Annotated in this window: 28 protein-coding genes; 1 reads left to right on the top strand and 27 read right to left on the bottom strand. The window is 51.4% G+C overall.

Annotation, left to right across the window (positions count from 1 at the left end; all coding sequences use genetic code 11):
- The 10 genes from tnpC to DXD92_RS03100 form a co-directional block, all read right to left on the bottom strand.
- A partial coding sequence (gene tnpC, locus DXD92_RS03145; RefSeq protein WP_243104827.1) for an IS66 family transposase occupies positions 1-1,246 on the bottom strand: 1,246 nt, incomplete at its 3' end.
- 127 nt (positions 1,247-1,373) lie between these two features.
- Positions 1,374-1,718, bottom strand: coding sequence for an IS66 family insertion sequence element accessory protein TnpB (gene tnpB / locus DXD92_RS03140; RefSeq protein ID WP_009246070.1), 345 nt, complete (start codon positions 1,716-1,718; stop codon positions 1,374-1,376).
- Entirely contained in the window at positions 1,712-2,125 is a 414-nt protein-coding gene (gene tnpA, locus DXD92_RS03135; RefSeq protein WP_055228349.1) for an IS66 family insertion sequence element accessory protein TnpA, read from the bottom strand. The genes tnpB and tnpA overlap by 7 nt, the downstream gene beginning before the upstream one ends.
- 446 nt (positions 2,126-2,571) lie before the next feature.
- Positions 2,572-4,080 (bottom strand): recombinase family protein, encoded by a 1,509-nt coding sequence (locus tag DXD92_RS03130; protein WP_118285570.1) that lies wholly within the window; start codon positions 4,078-4,080, stop codon positions 2,572-2,574.
- A gap of 399 nt (positions 4,081-4,479) precedes the next feature.
- A complete protein-coding gene (locus DXD92_RS03125; RefSeq protein ID WP_004064267.1) occupies positions 4,480-4,749 on the bottom strand; it encodes a hypothetical protein in 270 nt (89 codons plus the stop codon).
- A gap of 441 nt (positions 4,750-5,190) precedes the next feature.
- On the bottom strand, positions 5,191-5,613 hold the full coding sequence (locus DXD92_RS03120; RefSeq protein WP_004064265.1) for an RNA polymerase sigma factor: 423 nt from the start codon (positions 5,611-5,613) through the stop codon (positions 5,191-5,193).
- Between the two features lie 671 nt (positions 5,614-6,284).
- A complete protein-coding gene (locus DXD92_RS03115) occupies positions 6,285-8,777 on the bottom strand; it encodes an ABC transporter permease (protein ID WP_118640026.1) in 2,493 nt (830 codons plus the stop codon).
- Positions 8,778-8,794: 17 nt separating this feature from the next.
- Positions 8,795-9,460 carry an ABC transporter ATP-binding protein gene (locus DXD92_RS03110; protein WP_117471870.1) on the bottom strand — a complete coding sequence of 222 codons (666 nt, stop codon included), beginning with the start codon at positions 9,458-9,460 and terminating at the stop codon, positions 8,795-8,797.
- Between the two features lie 182 nt (positions 9,461-9,642).
- Complete coding sequence (locus DXD92_RS03105; protein ID WP_064786964.1) at positions 9,643-10,674, bottom strand: sensor histidine kinase; 1,032 nt, start codon at positions 10,672-10,674, stop codon at positions 9,643-9,645.
- Positions 10,671-11,363: a response regulator transcription factor gene (locus DXD92_RS03100; RefSeq protein ID WP_055194522.1), complete on the bottom strand. Its 693-nt coding sequence runs from the start codon at positions 11,361-11,363 to the stop codon at positions 10,671-10,673. Before DXD92_RS03100 ends, DXD92_RS03105 begins: the two co-directional genes overlap by 4 nt.
- A 228-nt stretch (positions 11,364-11,591) precedes the next feature.
- On the opposite strand from DXD92_RS03100, the gene DXD92_RS03095 reads away from it, so the two are divergent.
- Positions 11,592-11,951, top strand: a complete 360-nt coding sequence (locus tag DXD92_RS03095; RefSeq protein WP_036626676.1) for a helix-turn-helix transcriptional regulator — start codon at positions 11,592-11,594, stop codon at positions 11,949-11,951.
- A 169-nt stretch (positions 11,952-12,120) separates the two neighbouring features.
- Here the strand turns inward: DXD92_RS03095 and DXD92_RS03090 are convergent, their stop codons facing one another.
- The 17 genes from DXD92_RS03090 to DXD92_RS03005 form a co-directional block, all read right to left on the bottom strand.
- Positions 12,121-13,536 carry a relaxase/mobilization nuclease domain-containing protein gene (locus DXD92_RS03090; RefSeq protein ID WP_055194526.1) on the bottom strand — a complete coding sequence of 472 codons (1,416 nt, stop codon included), beginning with the start codon at positions 13,534-13,536 and terminating at the stop codon, positions 12,121-12,123.
- A 79-nt stretch (positions 13,537-13,615) separates the two neighbouring features.
- Positions 13,616-13,906, bottom strand: coding sequence for a CD1845 family protein (locus DXD92_RS03085; RefSeq protein ID WP_041253892.1), 291 nt, complete (start codon positions 13,904-13,906; stop codon positions 13,616-13,618).
- Positions 13,907-14,081: 175 nt separating this feature from the next.
- On the bottom strand, positions 14,082-14,423 hold the full coding sequence (locus tag DXD92_RS03080; RefSeq protein WP_015564333.1) for a plasmid mobilization protein: 342 nt from the start codon (positions 14,421-14,423) through the stop codon (positions 14,082-14,084).
- Positions 14,423-14,605 carry a DUF4316 domain-containing protein gene (locus tag DXD92_RS03075; protein ID WP_003500078.1) on the bottom strand — a complete coding sequence of 61 codons (183 nt, stop codon included), beginning with the start codon at positions 14,603-14,605 and terminating at the stop codon, positions 14,423-14,425. Before DXD92_RS03075 ends, DXD92_RS03080 begins: the two co-directional genes overlap by 1 nt.
- 12 nt (positions 14,606-14,617) lie before the next feature.
- Positions 14,618-15,208, bottom strand: a complete 591-nt coding sequence (locus DXD92_RS03070) for a hypothetical protein (RefSeq protein ID WP_243104826.1) — start codon at positions 15,206-15,208, stop codon at positions 14,618-14,620.
- Positions 15,209-15,340: 132 nt separating this feature from the next.
- On the bottom strand, positions 15,341-15,742 hold the full coding sequence (locus tag DXD92_RS03065) for a cysteine-rich VLP domain-containing protein (RefSeq protein ID WP_117440917.1): 402 nt from the start codon (positions 15,740-15,742) through the stop codon (positions 15,341-15,343).
- Entirely contained in the window at positions 15,743-15,934 is a 192-nt protein-coding gene (locus DXD92_RS03060; protein ID WP_318272949.1) for a hypothetical protein, read from the bottom strand. It lies immediately after the preceding gene.
- A gap of 2 nt (positions 15,935-15,936) precedes the next feature.
- Positions 15,937-16,584 (bottom strand): DUF4366 domain-containing protein, encoded by a 648-nt coding sequence (locus DXD92_RS03055; protein ID WP_118505423.1) that lies wholly within the window; start codon positions 16,582-16,584, stop codon positions 15,937-15,939.
- Complete coding sequence (locus DXD92_RS03050) at positions 16,571-16,837, bottom strand: DUF4315 family protein (protein WP_118505421.1); 267 nt, start codon at positions 16,835-16,837, stop codon at positions 16,571-16,573. The genes DXD92_RS03055 and DXD92_RS03050 overlap by 14 nt, the downstream gene beginning before the upstream one ends.
- A gap of 22 nt (positions 16,838-16,859) precedes the next feature.
- Positions 16,860-18,527 carry a C40 family peptidase gene (locus tag DXD92_RS03045; protein WP_118505419.1) on the bottom strand — a complete coding sequence of 556 codons (1,668 nt, stop codon included), beginning with the start codon at positions 18,525-18,527 and terminating at the stop codon, positions 16,860-16,862.
- Between the two features lie 279 nt (positions 18,528-18,806).
- Positions 18,807-21,236 (bottom strand): VirB4-like conjugal transfer ATPase, CD1110 family, encoded by a 2,430-nt coding sequence (locus tag DXD92_RS03035; protein ID WP_442859503.1) that lies wholly within the window; start codon positions 21,234-21,236, stop codon positions 18,807-18,809.
- On the bottom strand, positions 21,154-21,540 hold the full coding sequence (locus DXD92_RS03030) for a PrgI family protein (protein ID WP_118640024.1): 387 nt from the start codon (positions 21,538-21,540) through the stop codon (positions 21,154-21,156). The genes DXD92_RS03035 and DXD92_RS03030 overlap by 83 nt, the downstream gene beginning before the upstream one ends.
- Before the next feature lie 44 nt (positions 21,541-21,584).
- On the bottom strand, positions 21,585-22,238 hold the full coding sequence (locus DXD92_RS03025; protein WP_118640023.1) for a DUF7007 domain-containing protein: 654 nt from the start codon (positions 22,236-22,238) through the stop codon (positions 21,585-21,587).
- A gap of 9 nt (positions 22,239-22,247) precedes the next feature.
- On the bottom strand, positions 22,248-22,700 hold the full coding sequence (locus DXD92_RS03020; protein ID WP_118640022.1) for a SpoVG family protein: 453 nt from the start codon (positions 22,698-22,700) through the stop codon (positions 22,248-22,250).
- A 13-nt stretch (positions 22,701-22,713) separates the two neighbouring features.
- Positions 22,714-23,580 carry a VirB6/TrbL-like conjugal transfer protein, CD1112 family gene (locus tag DXD92_RS03015; protein ID WP_118596896.1) on the bottom strand — a complete coding sequence of 289 codons (867 nt, stop codon included), beginning with the start codon at positions 23,578-23,580 and terminating at the stop codon, positions 22,714-22,716.
- A gap of 40 nt (positions 23,581-23,620) precedes the next feature.
- The gene (locus tag DXD92_RS03010; RefSeq protein WP_016306504.1) at positions 23,621-23,836 is read right to left on the bottom strand and encodes a Maff2 family mobile element protein; all 216 of its coding nucleotides are present in this window, start codon (positions 23,834-23,836) and stop codon (positions 23,621-23,623) included.
- Positions 23,837-23,925: 89 nt separating this feature from the next.
- Positions 23,926-25,323: VirD4-like conjugal transfer protein, CD1115 family (locus DXD92_RS03005; protein WP_243104825.1), on the bottom strand; the 1,398-nt coding region annotated here is incomplete at its 5' end.

Genomic DNA, 25,323 nt, shown 5'->3' with positions numbered 1-25,323 from the left:
AATTCCAGAATGCCTCCAGTATTGGCTTCTCCTTTTCAAGACGAAATTGTTTTCTCTGCTCCGCAGTGTGATTTTTTGCTTTTGAGTACCGCTCACAATCAAACAGCTTGGAACAGAACTGTACTCCCTGCACTGCCGGAAGGCTGTAATCATACTCTTTCCCTTTCGGTATGGCATCTGTGAAGTAACGTCTCACATGTGCCCAGCAAGAGCAGCGTTTGATGTCCGGCAGATTATTATAACCCTGGTATCCATCCGTCTCCAGATATCCGCTGAACCCCTGTAGGAAAGATGCTGCATGGAACTTTGCCCTTGTCTCTGTGTAATGGTAGAGCAGGATCGGCGGAAGTCCATCTTCTCCACTGCGGAAGAGCCACATCCAGGAATCCGTTTCAGGATTACGCTCCGGCTCATTCAGTACCTGAACCCGGGTTTCATCTGCCATCAGATATTTACGCATCCGTAACTGACGGTGAAAATAATCATAAACATGACGGAGATAATTCTCGGCACAGTAAATGATCCAGTTAGCAAGCGTAGCCCGGCTTAATGGGACACCCAGTTGCTTCCAGTCCTCTTCCTGCCTGTTTAACGGCAGACCATTCTGGTACTTCTGGTGCATTGCCCATCCGACAACGGATTCCGATGCATAACTTTCCGGGATCAATGCTTCCTGAACAGGGGCTTTGACAAATGTCTGATCATCCGGATGTTCCTCTGATATGGCACACTCCGGGCATTTATAGGTTTCACGATAGATATTTACTACTTTTCCCTTGGCCGGGGTAAAACGAAATTCATGGCGGACGAATTCTTTCCCAATACATTCCATCTGCGTTCCGCAGGTTGGACAGTTTCGCTCCTCTTCCGGAAGAGAAATGATCTCGTCGCAGGAAGGAACATTTTTAAAGAGATCAGCATGTGTCCGTCTTGCTTTTCTCTTATGTTCCGGAACAGTGATGTCATCAGGAAGTTCCTGTTCCCATGTCGGATCTGCTTCCTGCCCGGCTTCATCAAAAAGATTCAACTGGCCAGCGATATCTTTCCGTTTTTCACTGGAAGTACCAAAAAGTTTCTTCGTGAGATATTCAATCTGCTGACGAAGGTTTTCTTTTTCCAGCCGGTCTGCTTCCAATGTTTTTTGTAAAGACTGGATCAGTTCTGTCTGTGTGGAAATCGTCTTATTCAGTTGGTTGATCATGTCCTTGTACGCAAGGATTTTTGAATCTTTTGAATTGCCAGCCATATGTTTTCTGCTCCTTTTTCACTGCTCTTATTATACCATAAAAAGCAATGAAAAAGAAGCAGAAACCCCAGCATTTACAAGGGATTTCAGACATGATACAGGGTGAGAAGCCCCTCCGTTTACGCGATCATTCCGTAGGTTTGAATGCCTTGGGTTGTTCGATTTCAAGCCCGGACATGAGCCAGTCGAATTGCTGCCAGGTCAATTGTTTTACTTCCAGCTGATTTCTGGGCCAGCGAAACCTGCCCTGAACTTCCATACGTTTATACAGCAGCACAAATCCGTCAGATTCCCAGAGCAAAGCTTTGATCCTGTCACAACGTTTTCCACAGAAAAGATACAGGGCACTTCGCCTTGGATCCATATGGAGTTGATCCTCTACAATAGCACACAGCCCGTCAATGGATTTCCGCATATCCGTTCTGCCTGTTACGATATAGATTTCATCGGCGGCTGTGATATCCCCTAACATTCCAGCTCCTTCACAATTCGAAGCGTTTGAGCCAGAAGCTGAGGATCTGTTCCATTTGGTATTGTTAGATGAAAGCTGCCTACAGACAGCTTCATTGACTCTGCTACAGAAAAGTTATTCCTTTCCGTAGCTGCCGGAATTACATTTAATGGCTGTTCATAAGGAATCGGGTCAGTATCATGAAACTCCACTCTGACAACTTCCTGGCCTTCTGGTGCGCGATAGGTGCGTCCAGTTGACGCCGGCAAATCCACACAACCTTTCTGACGCAGTCTTTTTACCCAGTTGTAAAAAGTTCCTGGCTTGATATCATGTTCCACACACCATTGATGATCTGTCAATCCACTTTGACGGCATTCCATGATGAGACGGTATTGTTCTTCGGCAGGTATTCTTTTGCTTCTCATGAGCACACCTCCATAACTTTAATAGAGTAAAATGCTCGCATCTATCATTTCTAGCAAGAAAAGATGAAGTAAAATGCTTGCATTCTCTATTGATTATTATGGGATATTTTTTGGGGCAACACAATCCGTCGAATTATTTTGCACTTACGATTAATGGACAAAAAAACGAACCACACTAACCATGTGATTCGTTATCTTTTATAACAATTCCAATATTTTTAATATTATGAATCTCATCTTTGCCTCTCCAAAAGATTCTTAAAAATTCTACATTACTTCAAGAACTCGAATTGCTATCAATCCAATTCGAACACTAAGCACTTCTGCTGGATTATTAAAATCTATATTCGTTATTTCTATTATTTTCTGCAAACGATATGAAAACATCGGTGTACAAGGGGTACAAACAAGATAAAATAGAAATGAGGGGCGATAGAGCGGAAATGTCAGATTTTCCACTCTATCTGAACACGGTCGCTGGTGGCCTTGATCGTAGAGATCAAACCATCGGCGGCTTTTCTTTTGTCGTCAAAATCTATGCTGTCCCAGTTGTCGAGATAATAGGACAACTTCTTTATCTGTTGGGGAGATATGGTTTCAACGCTCAATTCAGCGATTGCCTTTGAAATGGTCTGGCGTCGGGTGTCCAGTTCTTCAATTTTTTTGTTAGCGTAGGCAAGCAAGGTCGCATTGGCTCCGGTCAGCGTATCCAGCAGCTTTTCAATTTCTGCCTCCACTTGTGCCAGCTCCACTTGATAGGCTGTCAGTTTCGGATTGACTTTTTCCTCCCTGCCGTAGAGTATCTGAAAGTCTTTGAACTTTTCCTGCATGGCCGAGAAAATGAATTGCTCAAATTCTTCTTTGCGGATTTTCCCACAGCCCGGACAGCCTTTGTTTTCCGTCCGTTTGGTACAGCGGAAATATCCGGTGCTGTTTGGTACATGGGTGGCTTTCAGAGCATACCCACAATGCCCGCATTTGATTTTTCCAGCCAGCCAAGTGTTCTTCGGTTTCCGTCCCTGCTGGAAGGTGGTATTTGCCATAAGTTTTTTCCGGCATTTCAGCCATGTGTCAGAGGAAATGAGTGCTTCATGGGGAGCGATAACAAGTATCTGGTCTTTTAAGCACCTGTCCTTGTCCTCCTTCACATCCCGCCCCTGATAGAGATAGCAACCGTTTGTTCCGGCAAAGTCAGAAGCGTCATTGACAATCGCTGCACCCTGACTCTTGAAAAATTCGTACAGCTCCAAATCGGCCTGTGCGTAAACAGGGTTTCTTAAAAGCTGGGAAAGAAATGTACGGAACATGGATTTGCCATAAATTTTTATGTCATGTTCCTCGAAGTATCGGGTAATATCTCCGAAGGAGGTTTCCGGTTCAGCGTACATTTCAAACATCAGCCGAACATGGTCGGCGGCTACGGGGTCGGCAACCATTTTCTTTGTGCGGATACCCTCTACCACAGTAGGCTCTAACTGATAACCGTATGGTGCCTGTCCGCTCATGTGAAAGCCTTTCAGGCACCGTGAATAGTAGGCGTCTGTGACACGCTTCTGAATTGTCTCACGTTCAAGCTGGGCGAATACAATGCAGATATTCAGCATGGCCCGGCCCATCGGGGTCGAAGTATCAAACTTTTCTGTGGATGATACAAACTCCACATCATACTCTTGAAACAGCTCCATCATCGTTGCAAAGTCCAGAATAGAGCGGCTTATACGGTCCAGTTTATACACGATGACCCGCCTGACCTTTCCCTTGCGGATCTCGCCCAACAGCTTTTGAAACTCCGGCCTGTCCGTATTTTTACCGGAATAGCCTTTGTCCTTGAATACCCGGCAGCTCCCACCTTTCAATTCATACTTGCAAAAGTCGATCTGACTTTCAATGCTGATACTGTCCTTGCGGTCTACTGACTGTCTTGCGTAAATACAATCTTCTCTGATAAATTCCATATTGGGCTCCTTTCCTTGTTGGAATGGAGCTACCAACCTTACAACTATATTATACCATCAGCAGCCCCGGACAACAATGTTGCGAATGATTAGGGAAATCTGTCCCCATATTTTCTGAACACCTCATAAAGACAACGCTCAATTTCTTTTTTGCGCTGTGCTTTCTCCTTCGGGGGAAGTACCGGCGTGAGGCTTTCCAGCACAATGATCTTCCCTTGAAATGCGACAGACTTTGTTTCTCGTTCATAAGTGACAGCTTGCGTCATTGAAAACCTCCTTTGCGAAAGTGCGTGTATATGCCTGCCTTTCCCGCTTGTCCTGTGGGGAAATGTCAAAAGGCGACACCCAGCAGGTGCCGCCCTTTGAGCTTTCTCCACTTCGGGTCGATATGGCCCGAGCTCAGTAAGGACTGGAATGGTACTTTTCTTTGGCGTCCTCCACGCTGTTGAGGTCAAATACTTCATAAAGCTGCCCCACAACACGCCGTATATCCTTCTTTGAAAATCCGCAGTCCTCCATTGCCATAATGACATAACCGCGGCAGGCGTCATTGCTCCATTCGTCCGTTTCCAAGCCAGGGATCATTCCAAACGCATTTCCCATAAAGTGCTCCTTTTTTGAAAAGATGGGGAGCCACGCCGGATCGGTTGGCCTATCATCAGACAGCATTGCCGGGGGCTCCCCATAGGTTTTCACTTCATTTCAGACACACCGGACGGACATAGGCTTCATGCCCCATAGTATTTCAACTCTCCCCATTCTGATGGCAAGGCGTTCTCATTGCCTGCGACGGCTCACGGCTTGCAAGGCCGCTTCAACGCTCGGACTGTGACTAAACGCAAGTATCCGGGTTCTGCGCCTGTTCCGGTGGAGCCAGCCTTGCCCCACCTATGGCATGGACCTGTTCGCTCGCTCAGTTTTACAAAGACTGTATTCTCTGAAATCCGAGGTCATGGCGGGTCTGTCACACAGCGCGTTCCCCTTCGTATCCGGGTGTCTTTTTATTCGATTTTCAATCTGCATGAGGCTTGTCTGAACCTCGAGCCATTGTGACCCGAAGTGTTTTGCCTCTCATAAGCCATTTCATTTTCCGGCCTAAATCGGTACGCCTTACAAAGAATTTTTCAAAATTTTTTCTAAGCGCCGCAGACCTCGCTCGATTGCGACACGAACCACTTTTTCATGGACGCCCTCTGCCCGGGCAATGTCCTGTTTGGTCATGCCGAGAATGAAATGAGCATAAATCCGTTTTGCCTGTTTGTCCGGCAGACTGGAAATCGCTGCGTGAAGCTCCTGCATGGTCACTTTCCGCTCATACAGTTCATGGGGAGATAAGGCAACAAAGACAGCTTCATGCTCCAGCCCGTCATCCCGATCAAGGGAATAGTAGGCTTTGTGGCGGTATGTACGCAGCCGGTAGGCAGCCTCTTTACGATCAAACTCTTTGAACATTTCTGCAACTTCTTCCGATACTTCCATGAAGCAATCCGATGTATAGAACGGGTAATAGTCCCGCAAATTGATAATAGCCATATTGACCTCCGTTTCGGTTGTTGGTTGACGAGTGACCGAAACGAAGGCGGCGGGGAGCGGCACCGGGGAATGGCTTCGGGCCAACATGACCCGAAGCCGCCCCATAAGAACGCAAAAGCGCCCGGGCGGCATGAAGCCACACGGACGCATGAAATGACATAATAGTTAAGGTTCCAACAAATTTCGCATACATAGCCGGAATAACCCGGAGGCGGGGCTATGCTTTTTTTAACTGATGTAGGTCATGGGCACTGTGAAAAAAGGCAAAGATAGACACGGCGGCAATCCTCCTATATGCCGCCGTGGATTTACACGGTGTTAGGTCGTCGTTGGTTTAGGGGGGGCGAAAAGAAACGGCGGCTCTGATTTCTCAAAACCGCCGTATCGTCAGTGATATAGGAAAGCACACGAAATCCTCTGCCCGTCAGCGGTTTTTTTCTTTTCCCCGCTGTGGGGGCAGATGTTTCTTAATTGATTTACCACAAGCATAAACTACAAATGTTACACAAATGTCCGAGGCGTCTTTGATTTCGACAGAAAAACAGGCTGAATTGTTACAAAGCTCGGACATTTCAAAAGAATTTTTTGAAAAATACTAAAGAAGCGGAGCAGCTAAAATCTGCTCCGCTTCGATATGATTGATCTAAGGATGTTTTGCTATTTGATTAAACTCACTCTGTCAACCGCAATCGCTCCACAACTGGAAGGTTAACGTCAGTTTTGTAGACCCATATAGGCACAATAAGGCAGATTAGCAACACCAGTCCAGACACCAGCACCAGTGGGATAAATGGATAGGAGAAAACAGCATAATAGGCCACTTTACTAAAAATCATATATAGCAAGATGAAGATTGCTGTTCCAATGGTGACTGCAAGGGAAAGGGAAACACCCCAATAATAGAAACCTTCCATAAATAGCATTCGTTTGATTTGTCGCTTTGTCATTCCAATGCTTTCAAGAACAGCTAATTCATAGCGCCGAGTATTTACATTGACAACCATTGTATTGACAAAGTTCATGACACCAACAAGCAGCAGGATCACGGACAACCCTGTTCCTAAAACCTTTGCTGTAATGAGATATTCCTGCATTTCTTCTCGCCGTTCATATCGGGATATAATATCAATGTTAGCTTGTGATGCGGTGATTTGCTTTAATTCTTGCAGTATACTTTCGTCATGTTGACCATCCGTATCAAAGGCCACGCGGAACACTCTATATTGCGGAAAGAGTTCTTTCAAAGCTGTTTGACTAATATACAAATCAGGAGCCGTCCCTCTCTCATTGCCTCCTCCTGCTCGAAACCCTTCATTCAAATAACCGTTCGCTACAATAAAGGAATGCTGTCCGTTCTGCGTCTGGATTGTTATTTCCTGCCCTGGCTGAATAAGGCCTTCTACTGTTTTGGACAGCAGCACAACCTTTCCTTGTTCAAAGGCAGCCGTGTCAATAGGCAAGTTTAAGGTTTTATTGATTTCTTCCAAATATGCACTGTCAATTCCAAAAACCCCGCTAAAAAAGTTTTGCTGATAATTTTCTAATTTTGCCGGATCAGAAAAATCAATGCCGTTTACTCCGTCTAATGACGCAAGAAACTCGTGAAATACAGCATCGTCATATACAACATCTGCTGCTACTTGAGGATAAGGTGCATAGGTCAACCTCAAATTCTCAATGCCGTCAAGCTGACCAATCTCTGAAACCATTTCGCTGGAAATTAAATCTTCTCTTTCGTGGATACTATATGTGAGTGCAAAATCGCTTACTCCCCATTGGCTCACATAATTCTCCGGGCTTAAACCATGTAATAGCCCTGTGACGACAAGGAACAAGGAAAGGCCGAAAAAAAGCGATGCAAAAACAAGGGTTGTACTCTTAGCATTACGAAAGACATTGTTCCATGCCATTCTGGACAACTTCATTTTGCTACAATTTCTGGCGCTGCTCTTTGTGCTGGCTGCTGTATATTGGAGTGCTGCTATTGGTGAAACACTTCCGGCAATTTTGGCGGGCTTCATGCTTGCAATCATAACGGTAATGAACGTAAATATGGCCGCTCCTATGAAAATAAACGGCGAAAAAGATACTTTTGTTCCCACATCAGAATTTGTTGAATACATCATATTCAGGAAGTAAGGAACAATGCCAAAGGAAACAACCGCACCAAGTAACAGACCAATCGGAATACCAATACAAGAGATTCTGATTGCCTGCTTATAGATAATTCTCTTTATCTGCCTTTGGGTCGTTCCAATCGTTTTAAGACGGCCATAGAATTGCACATCTTTTACGACAGAGACATAAAGAATATTATAAATCAGCAGATAGCCGCTAAAGGATATAAAAACTGCTAAAATTATTACAGCTAAAATAATAGTTCCACCATTTGCCTGTTCTAATGGTACAATTTCAAATGTTTGCCCTTCTGTAAAGTCAATCTCACGCCGCAATCTTTCACAGTTTTTGTCAGCATTATCATTGCCTTGAAAACGGATCATTGCCGTAACACTATTATCCAGTGATACATTTAAGCTATCCTTAAAAGCGGATGAAACATAAACATAACCACGATTATTTGTGCGCATTGGAATGTAGTCCGTATAGTAGCCCGACAGCAAAAAGGTGTCCGTGACATAATCATAGCTATCGCCAATTTGGTATGACAACACAATTTCCATCCCTATTTGTGGATCAGAAATACCCATCTGTTCAAGCACCCATGTAGGCAACATGATTTCGCTTTTACTTAACGGATAATTTCCTACAACACCTGATATAGTAGGAAGACGGTGGTGTTCCCACTCTGTATCATTTATCCATACTACACCTAATCTTGCGTTTCTCAGTTGTTCTGTATCAACACTGCCTAAACGCTGCTGTATGCCTACGTCAAGTACAAGACTTGATTTTGAAATCTCAACCAACTGTTCTTCCGTTACATTTGTGATTCCGGCATCTGCGGTAGTTCCCATTAAGCGGATTTGTTGCATTTGGTAGGTTTCAAAGTAACTAAAGCCAATACTGAATGTCGCAGTTATCATAAATGCAGTTAGCGCCAGAGCAATGATTGCAAATAAATTACGCTGCCGTTCATGGTGCAAACTGCGCTTTGCCAGTTTCTTTTCAATGTTACTGGTATCATTTTCAAAAGGCCATGTCATAGTCTGCCACCCCCTACTTATTCCACAATTTTGCCGTCCTCAATGCGGACAATCCGATCTGCAAGACGGGCAATATCGTTGTTGTGGGTAATCATCACAACGGTTTGCCGGAACTCCGCACTGGTGCGCTTGATAAGCCCCAGCACCTCGGCGCTGGTCTTGCTGTCAAGGTTACCGGTCGGCTCGTCGGCCAGCACGATAGCCGGTTTGGTAATCAGGGCGCGTGCAATCGCCACACGCTGCTGCTGTCCGCCGGAAAGATTATTCGGCATATTTTTCAGTTTATCTTCCAGCCCCAGCAGGTGAATGATCTCGTCCAAAAACTTCTGATCCACCGTGTCCCCGTCCAGCTCCACCGGCAGGACGATGTTCTCATACACATTCAGAATAGGAACAAGGTTATAGTTCTGGAAGATAAAGCCGATGTTGCGGCGGCGAAAGATGGTAAGCTGTTCATCGTTCTTCTTTGCCAGTTCTTCGCCCCGGACGATCACGGTTCCGCTGGTGGGAGTGTCCAGCCCGCCCATCATGTGAAGCAGGGTGGACTTGCCGCTACCAGAGGTTCCCACAACAGCCACAAACTCGCCGTCCTCCACGGAGAAATTTACGCCGTCAAGGGCGCGGGTAATGTTCGGTTCTGTACCGTAATACTTTTTCAGGTCAATCGTCTGTAAAACGCTCATATTCAAAACTCCTTTCAAGGCTTCCTACCTGTTGATAAGTGTATTGTAAAACCCAAATGTCCGCGAAATGTTACAGCGGCTAAAAAAATTCATTGAAAATTGAGGTGAAATGTTACAACGCTCGGACATTTCATTTTATCTCTGCACCTCGGGCCAACTTGACCCGAAGCAGAAAGTTTCTCTCAACGCAAGGGAAGCATAATGGAAAATTCCGAACCCTTGCCCGGCTCCGAAACCACTTTGATATAGCCGCCCTGCCGCGTTACGATCTCGCGGGCCAGATACAGGCCAATGCCCACACCCTGCTGTTCGTGTACTTCTTCCTCACGATAGAAGCGCTGGAAGATAGCGGCCTGATTGCTTTCGGAAATGCCCTTGCCAGTGTCGGTCACTTTGATTTCCACATACATTTCCCACAGCACCACAGACACAGCGATTTTCCCGCCTGCCGGGGTGTACTTCACCGCATTGTCCAGCAGGTTAAAGAGGGCTTCCGATGTCCACTTGCTGTCATGGGAAACGGTCAAATCCTCCGGGCAGTCCACGGACACGGCGATTTCCTTTTTCTCCGCTGCATACACGATCCCACTCATGGCCTGTGCCACGGTATCAAAGAGGCGGCCCGGTTTCTTGTCCAACTGGATCACGCCTGTTTCCAGACGGGAGGTTTTCACAAGGGCCTGAAAGAGAAAGTCCAGCTTATCCGTCTGGCTGCGGATTCCCCGGATAAAGTCGGTGCGCTCTGCCTCGGCCATAGGCTTTTCCAGCAGGGTGTCCGTCGCCATTTTCAGATTGCTTACCGGCGTTTTCACCTGATGGGAAATATCCGATACAAGGGTCTGTAACTCCTGCCGTTCCTCGTCCACCCGGCGGCGGTTCTCCTGCATGATCTGGTAAAGCCTTGCCAGCCGGTGTCCGATTCTGGCAAGCTGGGTTTCGCTGTCCTCTGGCCGCTGGGGCGCTTCATTTCCGGCGATCATGTGGTCTAAGGTCTGGCACAGGTCAGTGGTAAACTGCGACAGTCGCTTTCCAAACGCCTGCGTCAGTACAAAAATCCCTACAATGGCGCACAGCAGCAGCGCCCCGCCTGTCAGCAGCACCGCAATCTGTTTTGTCACAAGAAAAAGAGCTATGGTGATCCCGGACATGGAGAGGACAAGCTCCATTGCCACCCGGCCAAACAGCCGCTTTACCGAGAGGTTTTGAAACTTCATTTTACCTCGCCTCCCGTCCATTGATACCCCATGCCGTAAACGGTCTTGATGTAGGGTGCGCCGCCGTCGGCTTCAATCTTGCTGCGAATACGGCTGATGGAGGTTGTCAGGGTGTGTTCGTCCACAAACCGCTCGTCTATATCCCACAGCTTTTCCAAAAGCTGCCCACGGGTCAGCACTTGCCGGGGATTTTTACGAAACAGGTTCAGCATTTTGTACTCCATCGGGGATAGAGTCAGGGGCTTGCCGTTTAAGGAAGCCGTCTGCTCCGAGAAGTCCAGAAACAACCGCCCGTCGTCGTAAATGTCCTTGGCCGGTTTGTGGTGTTCCAGCATGGCGAACATGGCTTTGATTTTCCGCTGCAAGGCCCCAATCACAAAGGGCTTTGTGATGTAGTCCACCGCGCCCACCTCATAACCCCGTATCTGGTCGCTCTCCTGATCGTTGGCGGTCAGGAAAATCACGATGGTATCCGGGTGCTGGGGCTTTATCAGCTTGCACAGTTCAAAACCGTTCCCGTCCGGCAGGTTGATGTCCAGCAGCACTAAATTAAATTCCCGCTGGCGGATGGCGTCGGCTGCGGTTCTGGCATTTAGGGCAGAAGTCACGCCATAGCCGTCTGCGGTCAGGTTATAGGCCACCATCTTATTCAAAAAACTGTCGTCCTCGACAATTAAAATCTGCTTCATATCCTCACTTCCTTTGCTTTTTGCAGATAGTATAACAGGCAAATGTCCGCGAAATGTTACAGCGGACGGATTTTTCAAAAAATTATTTCTTCATAAATTATATAGCCTGTTGGCTTTTACATCAAGATTTTACAAGTGAATAGTGAAATGAAATACTACCTTACATAAAGTTTCATTACATTCTCATAATCCAGCCCGAAATGTACAATGATATAGGGTGATATGAGAATGAACCAAGATGAAAGAAGGTTTGACTTTCACGGCCTCGGGGCAGCTCTCAAAAGAGCCAGAGAAGAAAAGGGCTGGACACAAGCCTACGTTGCGGAATTAGTAGACCGTGACTCCCGTACCATTATGAATATTGAGAACAAAGGTCAGTATCCCAGCTTCGACCTTTTTGTTAAACTCATTACCATGTTTGACGTTTCAGTTGACCAGTTTATTCATGCGGACGGAGGGGCAAGGTCAAGTTCTTGCAGAAAGCACATTGATGTGCTCCTAAATTCTATGAATGAAAAAGAGCTTGTTGTAATAGAAGCCACAGCCGAGGGCATTAAGAAAGCCAGAGAAACGGAGGTTCCAGAATAAGGGCCTCTGTTTTTTTGCGCCATTTTAGGGGCTGTCGCTAAGTGGCAAGCAATGCCTCTGTGGCCACAAGTGGCACAAAGGCGGCTTGTTGGGGCTCGCCCCAAACCCGTATCTTCGGGCCAACATGGCCCGAAGTGTCAGCGTCGCTTTGCTCCTTATTTTCATAACCTTAACGCTCCTTTTCCTGCTTTCTTCCCGGCTCGGTGTAGCCCATCAGAGTGTCAATGTTCGCCTTGATCGTGACGATCTCCTGCATATCCCGTCGTGCCTTCTGGTATTCTCCATAGAGCTGTTTTTTCTTTGCTGTGAGCTTGCGGCCTTCCTCCTTCAGCACATCCATTTTAGGGAGCTTCGCCCCGCCCAGCAGAGAGCGCATTTCCGCTTGTGCAGCCCGGTACAGTTCAAGGTCGGCCTCATGCTCCGCAAGGAATTTCCGGCTGTACTTCGTCGCCTTATACTGCTCAAAGACTGGGCGGGTTTTGGCATACTGAACCGTTGCGGCCTTTAGCCCAGCATTGGTTTTCATGGCCTGTTCCGTCTGCTTGACCTGTTCGGAAATAACATGGAAACGGTCTGCCGCCTCGGTGGCTTTCTTCGCCAACTGCTCATAATCGGTCAGGTTATTGTCCTGTATATAGGCAAGAGCGGCGGCCATCTGCTTAATGTTAAATACCTTCGCCCAGCGTTCATATCCCGGCCCCTTACCGGCAGCCAGCTTTGCTTGAATATCCACCGCCAGACTGATTTTCCGCTCCGAGCGCCCGGGGTGTTTTTCTTTGCCCTCAATGGCGGACAGAACATCTTGCAAGTCGTAGCCGTCCCCCAGCGTGGAGGCACGCAGACGGGTGAAGCGTTCCTGTCCCTGCCCGGTCAGCCGGAAGCTGATACCGCCGCCCCGAACCGTCTTGACCTCATACCCGGCCCGCTTCATCAAATTGAGAAATTCGTCCAGATCAGCGGGGCGTTCCGCCAGCGCAGTATCAATGGCAAGGCGCAGTCGGTCCTGATAGGAAAGCGGCCCTTTCCGGTCTTTCTGCCACTCCCCATAGTTCCGATACTTGCTCTTGCTCCGGGGCTTCGGGTTCTCCACGATGGACAGCCCGTTTTCAAGGCACAGCCTGTCAGAGAGCCGCCGAAGGGCGAAGCTGGAGCCCCAAAAATTTCGGAATTTCCGAGTGCAGTCAAGGGTGGTGGAGTTGTAATAAATGTGACAATGGATGTGCTGCTTATCGGTGTGCGTGGTAACGATAAAAGCGTGCCGCCCCTTTGTCCAGCGCATAGCCAGCTCATAGCCGATACGGTTCGCCTCCTTCGGGGTGATCTCGCCCGGATAGAAGGATTGTCGTATCTGATAGCACAGCACATTATTTTCTTTCTTCTGTTCCCGGCCCGTCATAGCGGCATAGCTGGCCTTTGCCAAAAGGAACTCGTCCGCCACGGTGGCCGGATCACATTCATAAGCGGAGATATACTTTCCGCTTTCTGTTTTCTCCGGGTCCTTGCCATAGTCCAGACAATCCCGGATAGCCTCGGCAATCGTTTCGCCTTCGCCCGCATGGCGCTGTAACAAAGTTGTGGTAGCCAAAAATCATTCCTCCTTTCCATGAGAAAGGGGCGGCCCATTCCGACCGCCCCGACTTCGGGCCAGTATGGCCCGAGGCTGCTTAACTTGCCAGAAACCGGTACAGAGCGGATTTGCCTCCGTCCAGCACCCAAAGAAGGGAGCCCGCCGCCGCTTGCAGTCCATACGGCGAAAGAAGGAAGGCAAGAAACAGAAATACAATCCCGCCTATGGGCGTCGGCGTGAAAAAGAGAGCGACACCCAGCACCGCCAGGATCACAGAGGCAATCGTCAGCAGGACGGCACAAATATCAAACAGGAACACCAGCAGAGCCGCCAGAAGGGACAACGCTAAAGCAAAGGGAGCAACCAATATTTTCAGCAGTATCTTCATCTTCAAAACCTCCTTTATCTATCCTTCCTACCTCTATTTTATCATGCCTGCCCGGGGACATAAATGTTGCGAAAGATTGGTAAATCCTGTCCCAAACCTTCGGGTCATACTGGCCCGAAGTGGTAAAAAAAGAGCAGGGCGGCAAGCCCCGCAACGGAAGCCTGCCGCCCTCGTCTTACTTTGCCACCAGCTCGGAGAGCTCCCGCAACACCTTTGACACCTCGCCCCACAGCTTTTCATAGTCCCGCTTCAATCCGTCGATTTCCTCCGGGTACACGCCATAGGTATGTGCGTGTATGGCAACCTGATTGAGATTGTTAGAACAGCGCCGTTGCAGAGAGATCAGCTCTTTTACGGGCGCAAGGTCGATGTGCAGGATATACCCATTCAGAGCCATTTTCCGTACATAAGCCCCGGCGTTAGAAATGCCCACCTCAGCCATCCGTTCATGGATGGCTGCCAGCTCGTCCGGCGTTACCATGACGTGCAGATGGACATTCCGCTTGCGGTTCTCCATCAGCGTTCCAGCTCCCGGCCTTTCCGGCGCTCTTTGGGTTCCTTTACCTTATCAAGCGGTTTTGCGTCCAGCTCCGGGGGCGTGGGTGGGATGGGCGTGTTGTTGGGTACGCCGTCGATCATGTTGCAGTTCTGCTCCGTGGAGAGCTCGGCGGTTTTCAGATAGTTGTCTTTTTCGTGCATGGCGTTCCTCCTTTATCGTTCCTCATGGTTTTTATGGCTCCGCTTCTGGCCGGGCTCCTTCGGGGGTTTCTGCCCTCTGGTTCCTTCTTTAAGCCGAGCGGTAATGGATGGGCGCACCCGGTCAGGATTGCCCGGTGCTGGTTTCAGTTCATAATCCTCCATCTGCTTTTCGGTCAGCGGTTTTGCATAGGTCAGTTCGCCCCATGCCATCAGCCTGCCGTCTGCCACAGGACGCCGCCTGTCGTCATCGTAGTTGACGATGGAAAGAGGCTGGTTATCCGGCGGCTTCGGGTAAGTTCCTATGTCCACGGGCCGCTGGGTGGAATAATAGCGGTAAACGCCCTCCGGTCCCAGCTCGGTATGCTTGACCGCCGCATGGTAAAACTGCTGATAGTCGTCCACCCGGCGGTCAAAGTCCCGCTGCGCCCACGCCTGACTGGTTCCATAGCGGCCCCAGTAGTAATCCCGATGGCCGTTTTCCCCCTCGGTAAACTGCCAGGTCACAAAGGGACTCGGCGCTCCCGGATTATGCCCCAGCGCAAAGCCGTGTCCGGTTTCAAAGGTGGCAGCTTTCAAAATCACATATCCTTGTACTGTCTCCAAGAGATCCCTCCTTTCTGTGCCTCGGGTCAACATGACCCGAAGTGCTGGATGTTACGAAATAAGAGGGCAGACCGGGGAGAAATGTAATAAGATATTCCCACCCCGGAAACACCCCCAAAAAAGCCCGGAATGTCAAGCCTTTGGAGGCGGCAAATCGTAACAGCCGCCCGGCCTTTTCTCCCGCATTTTCCTCATGCGTTCCCGGCTTTTCCGACGGTTTCCTTCGGCCTTGCAGACGTCGGAACAGTAGGCTTGACGCCCCTCGGGCAAAAACGCCTTTCCGCAGACCGCACAGGCCCGCAGTTCCGGGGAGATGCCTTCCGTTGTCAGCGCCGCTTGAAGCTCCGGGTCAAGGGGCAGGACAGCCTCACGGAAGTAACGGCAGTACGCCCCTGTCCAGCACTTGTGCAGCATATAACAGGCACAGTCCAGAGGAAGGCACAGGCCGCTTTCCCTGTCATAGTTGGCACACATCCCCGTGACCAGAGAACGGATTTTCTTCTTCTCGTCACGGGTCAGCTCCCGGGCGTCCATTTAAGACTTCGGGCCACGATGGCCCGAAGGGCGGGGCTCCACGATCAGCGCCCGGAACTTCTTCCGGCACTGTTTTTTCTTTCCTTTGCACTCCTTGTAGTAACGGCATCCCTTACAAGGGTTGTCATTGTCCCAGCCGGGGTGCGGTACTTCCTTCATCATTCGTTCAAAAGGGCTGCTTGTAAAATTCATTCTCATTCCTCCGTATCTTCCTCCCACGGCGGGGTATCTTCGTCCTCGGGTTCCTCTGCGATCTCCTCCAGCTCCCCGTCCTCATATTCGCAGTAATCATCTTCCAAATCCGGGGCCTCATGCTTCGGCTTGTAAATCTTGAAATAGTAACCAATCCCACCGCCGGCCAGCACCACCGCACCGATCAGGAGCAGAGAGAGAAGGGGGCTGTCCTTTTTCTCCGGCTCGGGTTCCGGTACTTCCTCCACCGGTTCGGTGGGCTTTGGCTCTGGCTCAGGGGTCATTTCTTTGGGCGGTTCCTTACCCTGTTCGGCAAGAGGCAGAAGGTCGTCTGTGGTAACGGTATTGAGGAAATAGACGTTCTCGCTGGTTTTCTGTTTGTCGATCACCAGATAAAACACGCTCTCGTCTGCTGTGGTGATGGTGTAGAACTCCTTTCCATCCTCGTCGGTGGCGTTGTCCACCACGGTTCCCGTCCCGTCTGGGGTAAAGGGGTTCTGGGTTTCCGGCTCCGCTTCGGTTTCCGCCGGGGCGGGAGTTGTCTCCGGCTGCGGCTCGCTGCTCTGTGCATAGGCCGGGACCGTAAAGATCAGACAACACAAAAGGCTGGCAGCCATCGCCGCCAGCCTGCGGTATTTAGTTTTCTTCATGGGCTGTGTCCTCCTTTCCGGGTGCCTCCGGCTTCGGGTCAGTATGGCCCGAAGCAGTAAGGCTGTTTTTGGGGTCGTTCAGAAAAGCCATCAGCTCGGCGGGGGTCAGTTTGAGGGAGCGCACCGCCTGCACGATCTGGCTGTTTTCTTCCTCCTGTTTCTGCTTTTCCAGCTCCCGGATTTTGGCCTGCCACTCGGCTGCCTTCTCCCGGGCTTTTTCCAGTTCCTTATCGAGCTTGTCGATCTTGTTCATGCAAGAACTCCTTTCCTCTGGCTCACAAACGCCCGAAGGCATAGAAATGTGTCTGCCAGTAGCTTGAATTGATGTTTGCGTATTGGATGGGCGAACCACAATGGAGCATCATCCCGTCGCCTACATAAATCCCCACATGGGACACAGGGCCGGGGCTGTCATAGGTTCCCGTGAAAAAGATAATGTCGCCGGGCTTTGCCTCGGAGGGGGAAATGATAGCGCACTGGTTATAAATGCCCTGCGCCGTGGTACGGGGCAGGTTGTGGACGCCGCTGGCCGTGTACACCCAGCAGACAAAGCCCGAACAGTCAAAGGAGGTGGACGGGCTGGAGCCGCCCCACACATAGGGCCAGCCGATGTACTTTGTGGCTTCTTCCATGAGCGCCGCAAAAGTCGGGTCATCCAGCGCCTCGCCGGGTATCTCATAGCTGGGGCCGGTATCTTCGCCGCCGTTGTAAATCCCTTCCCACAGATAGGGTTTGTTGCCTTTGAGCTGCTGCATAACGGTGTAGATTTCCCGCTGCTGTTCGTTAAGCCTCGGCAGGATCACGGCGGGCAGCGTCTTGTTTGTGAGGGTCACATTGAGAATGTAATACTCATAGGGGACTTCCTCGGTGGTGGTTTCCCCGGTCTCCGGGTCGGTGCTGGTTTCGGTGCGGTAGCGTATCTCGACTTCCTCCGTCAAGGTCAGCTCATACTGTGCCTCGAAGATTTCCCGCAGTTCGTCCTGCACCTGTTCCCGGAAATACACATGGTACTTTGCCGAGAGATAGGACGCCAGCTCATAGGGGTTATGGCCGATCTCGTCCACGGAATAGCGGTACTCGTCATAGCCGGGATGGGTGCTTTCGATGTTCGCTACCGTCTGCGCCAGCTCATTTTCCAGTGCCGTGTAGTCCTCGTCCACGCCCAGCAGGTCCGTATCCTCCGAGGCGTAGGAGGTGCCGGATAACGCATTGGCAAGGCCGCTGCCAAGCGTGGGAAAGATAGAGCTTACCGCCGACACAAGAAAACAGAGCAGCAACAGCAGGAGCAGGACCAGCACCGCCACGGGATGACGGGTCACAAACTGCGCCGCCCGACGGGTCGCAGTTCCCGAAGCGGCAGCGGTTTTCTTTGCGGCCTTTGCGCCCTGTTTTGCAGCCGCCTTTGCTTCTTTGGAATACCGGCGTTTCAGTTTCCATTTCTGCTGCACACGGGAAAGCGGATTGCTGGCAAGTTCCGGGTGCTCGGAGGCCATCTTTTGAAAATCCACATTGGCCCGGGCTTTTATGTCCTTCCGTTCCCACTTTGCCACCTTCCGGGCTGGGTGTTCCCGCCAGCGGCGTTTGGCATAGCGGGTCAGTTTCCGGGCTCCGGCCTCTGCGGCCAGCTCGGATTTATGGGCTCCTTCCACACCCACATTTTCATGCTCAACCTCGTGTATCTTGTTGTGGACATAGAACCACGCTTCTGTACGGGCTCCCCGGACTGCCTTTTTTGCAAGCCCCGGCGGCTTCTTCGCTGCCCGTTTTGCCTCGGTCTTGTCCAGTTTCTCCCGGGCCTTTCCCAGCTTTTCCCCGGCGTGTTCCGCTTTTGCCTGTGCTTTCTGGTACTTGTCCTTTTTGCTCCCGGCCTTCTCGGCGGAGCCCTCCGGCTCCTGTGCCTTGCCGGTATCCTGCGGCCCGCCCGCTTCATCTTCCTGCCTCATGCGGTCAGAGGGACGGCTTTTCCGGCTGTCCTCTTGAAACTTACCGCTTTTGGACTTCGGGCCATCATGGCCCGAAGGGCTGTCCTGTCCGGTATCCTCGTCCTCAAACCGCAGACGCCGGGATGGTGCGGGGGAAGGTCCTTCCCGTTCAGCCGGTCCGGGGCGATTGCCCCCGGTATCCTCCGTCGGCCCCGGCCTTTGAAAATTCCGTTTGTCCGGTTTCTTTCCGATGATGTATCCCTCCTTTTCAAACCTCGGGCCAGCATGGCCCGAAGTGTGTTATGCCCGGTTCATTTCCTGTTTTTTGTCCTCCGGGCGGGTGGTCATAATGGCGTACAGCTCTGTGTTCTGCGGGAAGCGGTCAACAAACGGGATGGTGGTGTTCCCGAAGAACAGCAGCCCTTCGCCGGAATTGGTATGGGTCACATAGGAAAGCTGGTGGGGGCTGATCCCAAGCTGTTTGGCTAAAATCTGGCGGTCCCCCTGCGCCTGCGAGAGCAGCACAAGGAAGTCCGAGTTTTCAAAGATGTTCTCGATCTCCGGGCTTGCCAGAAAATCCTTCACGTTCTGCGTTAAAGCACTGGGAACGCACCCCTTTTTTCGCAGCATTTTCCAGATCGCCACACAATAGCTTGCCGTCAGGCGGTCACGGAGCAGCACATGAAATTCGTCGAAGTAGCACCATGTAGCGATACCGCGGAGGAAATTCATGGACACCTGCGAGTTTACCAAATCCTGCATAATGAGCATGGCAATCGTCCGAAGCCCGGCACCCAGCTTTTTTAAGTCAAGGCATACCAGACGGCGGTTCAGGTCCACATTGGTTTCATGGTTGAACACGTTAAGGGAACCCGACACATAGATTTCAAGGGCAGTTGCCAGCCGTACCGCCTCGCCCTCCGGCTGGCAACAGAGCAGGTCATACAGGGTTTGAAGGGTCGGCATTTTGCTTGTTTCCGGGTCCTGCAAATGTTCCCGGTACATCTGGCGCACACAGCGGTCAATGACGGTCCGCTCCACCGGCTGCAAGCCGTCCTTGCCGCCAACGATCAGCTCCATCAGCGACAGGATAAAGTCGGCTTTCAGCGCCATCGGGTTTTCCTCGTCAAAGCTCAGGTCAATGTCCATCGGGTTGATGTGGTGGGGGCTGTCCGGGGCAATCTCGATGACCTGTCCGCCCAGCCGCTTGATAAGGGGCGAGTATTCGCCCATCGGGTCCACCACAATGATCCGGTCACGGGTGGCAAGGAACACGTTCACAAGCTCTCGCTTTGCGGCAAAGGATTTGCCGGAGCCCGGCACGCCGAGGAACAGGCCGTTGGGGTTTTTGAGCTTTTTCCGGTTTGCCATGATGACGTTATGGGAAAGTGCGTTGAGCCCGTAATAGACGGCTTCGCCATCCATGCGGAGCTCCTGCGTCATAAAGGGAACGAAAATGGCCGTGGAGCTGGTCGTCATGCCACGCTTGATCTCAATGCCGTTATGACCCAGCGGAAGGCTGGAAAGAAAACCGTCCTCCTGCTGGAAGTCCAGCCGCTTCAAGGTGCAGTTGTATTTCTGGACGATACCCGACACCGTGAACAGGTCATTGTCCAGCTCCCGGCGGGTCGGGGCCATGTTTACCACAAGGAAGGTCAGCAGGAACATTCTTTCATTCCGGCTCTGTAAATCTTCCAGAAGGGTCTTTGCGTCGTTGCTGTACGTTACAAGGTCGGGCGGAAGTATGTCCATGTCGTACCCTGACCGAGCTGCCTTCTTTTGTTCCTCCACCTTCATCTTGTCAATGTCGGAGACTTTGGCCTTGATAGATTTTACGGCGGCGGCCTGATCGACGGTTTGGATATGGAGAGTGATGGTCATTTCCGCGTCCATTTCCAAAAGCTCCGCCAGCAGCTTGTCCGAGAGCTCCGAGGCCAAAATCTGCAAGTAGGAGGCAGCGCCCCAAGTCGTCCCCACCCGGAACAGACGGCTGAAACGAAAATCGAAACTGTCCGGGGCGATAAAGTCTTTGGTGGAAAGCCCGGTTTTGGGGATCATATCCCATGAAAACCGGAAGGGGGAGCCGCTGCCGGGGTGAAGCTGCCCGTGAAGAAGCTCCAGCCGTTCCAGCCCCGAAAGGGAGCGGCACTTGACGCCCAGCTTTTTGAAGTTCCCGCAAATGTCCGCCTCTACACGTTCCAGCCTTGCCCTGGCGGTGGAAAGGTCGTCCACGTTCACGCCGAAGGTCAGGAGCTTTGTGCGAACAATGCCGTTGTTGCTTTTGGCGATCTGGTTTTCCAGCATTTCCACATACTCGCACCGGACGCTATTGTAATCGTCATCCTGCATGGGGATGTTCACGCTGTACCGGCTGCCCGGGCGGCTTCGGTGGTTGAGGAAGGAAAGCTGGAACGGAAGGCTGCTGTCAAAGTAGTTGAGGCAGGCGCTCCACCCATCAAAGATGGCTGCCTGATCTTCGGACTGTGCGAGCTGGTAGTTGATGTCCTCGTATTCAATGGTTTTGGTGTAATAGCGGTCCGCTACCCGGCACACCCCGTCCCGGTACATTTCCCGGTAAGGGAGGGTCTGCTGGGCGGTGGTGGGAATGTTCTTTCCTTTCGTGAACAGGCCGGTAAGGCCCTGCTTTTCAGGATTTCTGCCTGCGGGCTTTCCGGCCCTTCTGCTGTTTCGCAATCGGCTGCGCCTCCTTTCTGGCGCTAAGCAGCGCATAGAAGTTTTCGGTTTTGTAAGGCCGCACACGGGGATAGAGGAACCGGGTGCGGATGATGTTTTTCAGCACTTTTTCCAGCGGCAGACCGTCTCGTTCATACATAGCCAGAAAGAAGAACGGGAGCATGAGGCCGATCATCAGGAACATGGCGGCACTGTTCCCGATACTGCCACGGGAAAACAGGTAAGCCGGGAGGCCCACCGCCGCCGCGCTGGAAAAACAAACAAGCTGGCGCTTCGTTAGGTTGAAGGCCAGCTTTGTCTTGATTTTGGAAAGGTCTTTTGGTACTGGCACATAGGCCATTTTGGTACACCTCCTTTATTGCTTCGGGCCAGCATGGCCCGAGGTTATCTTGCGGCCTCTTTGGCCGGGGCTGTACTGCGGGCGGCTTCGGCGGCTTTGCGTCCGCTCTGCCTTGCCCGCCAGTATTCGGGATTGTATTGCCGGATGGACTGATTGAGGTTTTCTTCAAACCGCCCTTTGTCCTTGATACGGTCGGGAATCTTCCAGAGCTTTTTGTCCAGCAGCTCCCGGAGCACCACACTTTCCTGTGCGTCCTCCTCATAGCAGATATAGCCCTTGTCCTTGAAGCCGCACTTTTTCGCTGCTGGGGAGAGGACGGCGGCTACCTCATTTGCCACCATCGTTCCGCCGTGGCTGGCGGTAGATACCAGAAACACCCCCGGACAGAGGGTTTCACAATTCTGCACCTCGCCCCACGGGGAGCTTTTCGGCGCATGGAACATTCCGCCCGTCCGGCTCCGATCCGCCTGCATGAGCGCTGCCTTTTCCAAGATGGCTTTCAGTTCCGGGGAAAAATAGGCGTATTCCCGCAGGACACAGGCGGCGTCCCCGCCGCAGGCGTTCATCAACAGGGTATAGGCATCGCTGTCCGCTTTGGTACAGCGGCCCAGCAGTTTTCCGTCGTAATAGCAGGCCGCGTCATAGCCCGTCCGTTTGCGTGGCATGGTTCCCGCCTCCTTTCTGCTTCGGGCCATTATGGCCCGAGGTCAACGCTCCGCCCCACGGCTGGGCTTTTCCTTCGGGGGCCGTTCTGCCTTTGCCTGCTCGGCAGCCGCTTTCCCGGCTTTGAGCTGGTCGCTGATGGACGCACGCCCCACAGAGCCGCGCTCCGCCATCTGTTCCAGCTTTGCCTCATAGGCTTGCAGAACAGCGGTATTGAGCTGTTCCCGGAACTCCTTTGTGACAGGGTAGGCCATATCCCGGTAGCCGCCTTTGCCGTCCGGCTGGCTGGGCATCCCCACGAAAAGGCCCTTGCTGCCCTGGACGATTTTCAGATTTTCCACCACAAAGCAGTCATTGAATTTCACGCTGGCAAAGCCCATGAGGTTTTTCACAGGTTCGATGACCCGCACGCTTACATCCAGCTTTATAGGGGCGGCTGGTGTTCCGCCCGCAGTTTTTTCCTGCATGGATTTCTCCTTTCCGCTTCGGGTCATCATGGCCCGAAGTCTCTTAATGGCAGCCGAAGATGGATTTTGCAAGACTGCCTGTTTTGAATAAGGTAAAACACAGCAGCACCGTATATCCCACACAGCCCCAGATCGCCCCGATGGGGTCGCCGTCGGTGGCGATACTCTGGATCAGCACCGCATAGATGGCGACACAGACCAAGATCAACAGACCTTGAAAGCCCACCGCAAAGAGGGAGCGGAAATAGTTCTGCCCCATGTGTCCGGTTTCCCTGTTGGGGACGGTGGCAAACGGGATAGGCGCTAAACTTGTGAGTAAATAAATTTCAATCATACGGCCATATACGATAACGAAAATCACGATGTTTAAGGCAATCATGGTAAGCTGGATCAGGAAGGACTGGAGCCAGAGTCCGAACAGAGGGCCTAACTCCATCGCTTCAAGCTCTGTCCGCAGACTGCCCAGCACATCCGGCGTGATCTCTGTCCCGTTCTGGATAATGCCCGCTGACTGCTGTATCACATGCTGGCTCACATCAAAGACCGCCAGCACGATATTGAAGGTATTCGTCAGGATCATCACAGCCACAAAGGTTTTGAACACCCACTTAAAAAACATCCATGTGTCAACTTCATGGAGGTTGTTGCGTTCTATGAGCATCTGTATCAGTTCATAGGTCATAACAAAAGTGAGGATGACCCCGGCGATTGGCAGAATGGCAGTTTCGGAGATCTGTCGTATCATGGAAAAGACCCCGGCGTTCCAGTCCGCCGGGGTCGTGCCTACCTGTGTGGCGATCTCGCCAACGCTCTGATTGACGTTATCGAAAAGGCCGTCCAGATTTCCCATGATACCATCGACGAGCAGACCTTTCAGCCATTCAACGATTGCGTCGATGATAAAGTCCATACATCAGCTCCTTTTCTGGAAAAGGGACAACGGGTGACACTTAGCTGAACAGGCCGGACAGCAGAGGGATAAGCTGAAGGCCGATCAGAACGACACCGCCGCCAGCCATGAGCTGCTTAATGCCCTGTGATTTTGCCGCAGGGTTATCCGACCCGTAACCTTCCAGAAGGTTGATGACGCCCCATACCGCCAGACCGGCGCCAAGAGCCATGACCAGAATTTTGAGAATGTCGATTGCCTGATTGAAAAATTCCATATACGTTCCTCCATTTTGTTTGTTTGATGGTTTTGGGTACAAAAAAAGCCGCCCACATCGGCAGCGCTTCGGGTCATCATGGCCCGAAGTTACACAAACTCGTCGCTGTCCAGATCATCGAAATTCAACAGGTCAGCTTCTTCGTCCGTGTCGGAGCCGTCCACTTCGTACACCGTGTATTCGTCCTCCGGCTTTAGTCTCAATGGCCGGTGGCGGAACAGGCTTTCCAAGCGGAAGGCGTTTTTCTTTTTATCAAATTCGGCTGTGTACTTGTAATTCGGGTGCTTTTTCAAGTCATACTTCGGGGACAGGAAAGGCGGGAGCCCCCGAAGCTGCAAGATACATTTATCTCCGGGCATGGTGGTGATCTCGCTGGTGGTCATCAGCTCCCGGCCAAGCCGCTGCATATTCTGGCTGTAACTTTCAGACTGTCCACGGCTTCGGCCCTCGGTCTGCATGGAGATGGTGGCCTTGCCCAGCCAGTTTTCCGAAATATCCTTTAGGGTGGAAGCCTCCCGGCCTCCGAGGAACACGATGCTGTCCATGTTTCCCATAATGGTTTCGGAATGGTCTTTGTACAATGCCTTGCACTGGCTCATAGCCTGATAAAAGAGCGTCAGGCTGATCTCCCGGGAGCGAATGACGGCCACAATCTTTTCCAGCCCCGGCACCTGCCCGGTGTTGGCAGCCTCGTCCCACAGCACCCGCACATGGTAGGGCAGACGCCCGCCATAGGTGTTGTCCGCCCGTTCACACAGAAGGTTGAACATCTGCGAAAAAGCGAGGGCAACCAAAAAGTTGTAGGTAGTGTCCGTGTCGCTGATAAGGAAGAACAGCGCCGATTTTTCGTCCCCCAGCTTATCCAGCTCCAGTTCGTCATAGGACATGATCTCCCGGAGTTGGGGAATATCAAAAGGAGCCAGCCTTGCACCGCAGGAAATCAAAATACTTTTGGCTGTCTTGCCGCTGGCGAGCTTGTATTTCTTATACTGCCTCACGGCGAAGTGCTGGGGGCTGCGGCGTTCCAGCCCGTCAAACATATAGTCCACCGCGTTTTTGAAGGTTTCGTCATCCTCCCGGACTTCCATGCTGTTTATCATTTCCACCAGCGTATTCATGTTGCGTTCTTCCTCCGGCCCCTCAAAGACGATGTAGGCCACAAGGGCGCAGTACAAGAGGGTTTCGGCTTTGGTCCAGAACTCGTCGCCCTCCTTGCCGTCGCCTTTGGTGTTGGCAATCAAGGCGGTAACGAATTTCAAAACATCGCTTTCCGTCTTGATATAGGCCAGCGGATTGTAGTGCATGGATTTTGAAAAGTCGATACTGTTGAACACCCGCACCCTGTATTTCTCCCGTTGCAGAAACCGCCCGCACTGGTCGAGGGTTCCGCCCTTCGGGTCTACCACCACATAGGACGAATGGGCTTGTAGGAGCTGCGGGGTCAGCCAGAACCTTGTCTTGCCCGAGCCGGACGAGCCGATGACACA

The organism is Blautia sp. TM10-2, from assembly GCF_003480845.1.
GTDB lineage: Bacteria > Bacillota > Clostridia > Lachnospirales > Lachnospiraceae > Fusicatenibacter > Fusicatenibacter saccharivorans.
Note: the sequence above shows the minus strand (reverse complement) of the source record. Positions and strands in the feature narration are given on the sequence as shown.

What these genes read in the sequence shown, in the direction of transcription:
- tnpB (WP_009246070.1), bottom strand. Translation starts at nt 1,718, where the DNA reads ATGTTAGGGGATATCACAGCCGCCGATGAAATCTATATCGTAACAGGC.
- tnpA (WP_055228349.1), bottom strand. Translation starts at nt 2,125, where the DNA reads ATGAGAAGCAAAAGAATACCTGCCGAAGAACAATACCGTCTCATCATG.
- DXD92_RS03130 (WP_118285570.1), bottom strand. Translation starts at nt 4,080, where the DNA reads ATGGAATTTATCAGAGAAGATTGTATTTACGCAAGACAGTCAGTAGAC.
- DXD92_RS03125 (WP_004064267.1), bottom strand. Translation starts at nt 4,749, where the DNA reads ATGCTGTCTGATGATAGGCCAACCGATCCGGCGTGGCTCCCCATCTTT.
- DXD92_RS03120 (WP_004064265.1), bottom strand. Translation starts at nt 5,613, where the DNA reads ATGGCTATTATCAATTTGCGGGACTATTACCCGTTCTATACATCGGAT.
- DXD92_RS03115 (WP_118640026.1), bottom strand. Translation starts at nt 8,777, where the DNA reads ATGACATGGCCTTTTGAAAATGATACCAGTAACATTGAAAAGAAACTG.
- DXD92_RS03110 (WP_117471870.1), bottom strand. Translation starts at nt 9,460, where the DNA reads ATGAGCGTTTTACAGACGATTGACCTGAAAAAGTATTACGGTACAGAA.
- DXD92_RS03105 (WP_064786964.1), bottom strand. Translation starts at nt 10,674, where the DNA reads ATGAAGTTTCAAAACCTCTCGGTAAAGCGGCTGTTTGGCCGGGTGGCA.
- DXD92_RS03100 (WP_055194522.1), bottom strand. Translation starts at nt 11,363, where the DNA reads ATGAAGCAGATTTTAATTGTCGAGGACGACAGTTTTTTGAATAAGATG.
- DXD92_RS03095 (WP_036626676.1), top strand. Translation starts at nt 11,592, where the DNA reads ATGAACCAAGATGAAAGAAGGTTTGACTTTCACGGCCTCGGGGCAGCT.
- DXD92_RS03085 (WP_041253892.1), bottom strand. Translation starts at nt 13,906, where the DNA reads ATGAAGATACTGCTGAAAATATTGGTTGCTCCCTTTGCTTTAGCGTTG.
- DXD92_RS03080 (WP_015564333.1), bottom strand. Translation starts at nt 14,423, where the DNA reads ATGGAGAACCGCAAGCGGAATGTCCATCTGCACGTCATGGTAACGCCG.
- DXD92_RS03075 (WP_003500078.1), bottom strand. Translation starts at nt 14,605, where the DNA reads ATGCACGAAAAAGACAACTATCTGAAAACCGCCGAGCTCTCCACGGAG.
- DXD92_RS03065 (WP_117440917.1), bottom strand. Translation starts at nt 15,742, where the DNA reads ATGGACGCCCGGGAGCTGACCCGTGACGAGAAGAAGAAAATCCGTTCT.
- DXD92_RS03060 (WP_318272949.1), bottom strand. Translation starts at nt 15,934, where the DNA reads ATGAATTTTACAAGCAGCCCTTTTGAACGAATGATGAAGGAAGTACCG.
- DXD92_RS03055 (WP_118505423.1), bottom strand. Translation starts at nt 16,584, where the DNA reads ATGAAGAAAACTAAATACCGCAGGCTGGCGGCGATGGCTGCCAGCCTT.
- DXD92_RS03050 (WP_118505421.1), bottom strand. Translation starts at nt 16,837, where the DNA reads ATGAACAAGATCGACAAGCTCGATAAGGAACTGGAAAAAGCCCGGGAG.
- DXD92_RS03045 (WP_118505419.1), bottom strand. Translation starts at nt 18,527, where the DNA reads ATGAGGCAGGAAGATGAAGCGGGCGGGCCGCAGGATACCGGCAAGGCA.
- DXD92_RS03035 (WP_442859503.1), bottom strand. Translation starts at nt 21,236, where the DNA reads ATGCGCTGCTTAGCGCCAGAAAGGAGGCGCAGCCGATTGCGAAACAGC.
- DXD92_RS03030 (WP_118640024.1), bottom strand. Translation starts at nt 21,540, where the DNA reads ATGGCCTATGTGCCAGTACCAAAAGACCTTTCCAAAATCAAGACAAAG.
- DXD92_RS03020 (WP_118640022.1), bottom strand. Translation starts at nt 22,700, where the DNA reads ATGATGACCCGAAGCGGAAAGGAGAAATCCATGCAGGAAAAAACTGCG.
- DXD92_RS03015 (WP_118596896.1), bottom strand. Translation starts at nt 23,580, where the DNA reads ATGGACTTTATCATCGACGCAATCGTTGAATGGCTGAAAGGTCTGCTC.
- DXD92_RS03010 (WP_016306504.1), bottom strand. Translation starts at nt 23,836, where the DNA reads ATGGAATTTTTCAATCAGGCAATCGACATTCTCAAAATTCTGGTCATG.